Genomic DNA, 263 nt, shown 5'->3' on the forward strand with positions numbered 1-263 from the left:
TTGTCTACACCCTCTTAAGCCCGCTCCCCCATCGCGGGCTTTTCTTTGTCCGGAATTTGACGGGCAGGCCGCTTTTCCAGATATCTGTGCACTTATAGTCAATGTATTTTTCTTTGACCAAAAACTGCACTTTTTTGACGCCAATAAATCTCTTCATTTATCCAGTCGATTGTTGCGATGACCCGTTCATGTCGCAGCTTTTCGAGCCGATACTCTAATCACAGCAAGTCCACAAACACACCAAGGTATCCTCTGAAAAAGCC

Annotated in this window: 1 protein-coding gene; it reads left to right on the forward strand. The window is 45.6% G+C overall.

Annotated features, from left to right (window positions below; translation table 11 throughout):
* Positions 1 to 181: hypothetical protein (locus ALO64_RS25935; RefSeq protein WP_217996273.1), on the forward strand; the 181-nt coding region annotated here is incomplete at its 5' end.
* Positions 182 to 263: the final 82 nt, after the last annotated feature.

This window comes from Pseudomonas meliae (genome assembly GCF_001400515.1).
In the GTDB taxonomy this organism is placed as follows: domain Bacteria; phylum Pseudomonadota; class Gammaproteobacteria; order Pseudomonadales; family Pseudomonadaceae; genus Aquipseudomonas; species Aquipseudomonas amygdali.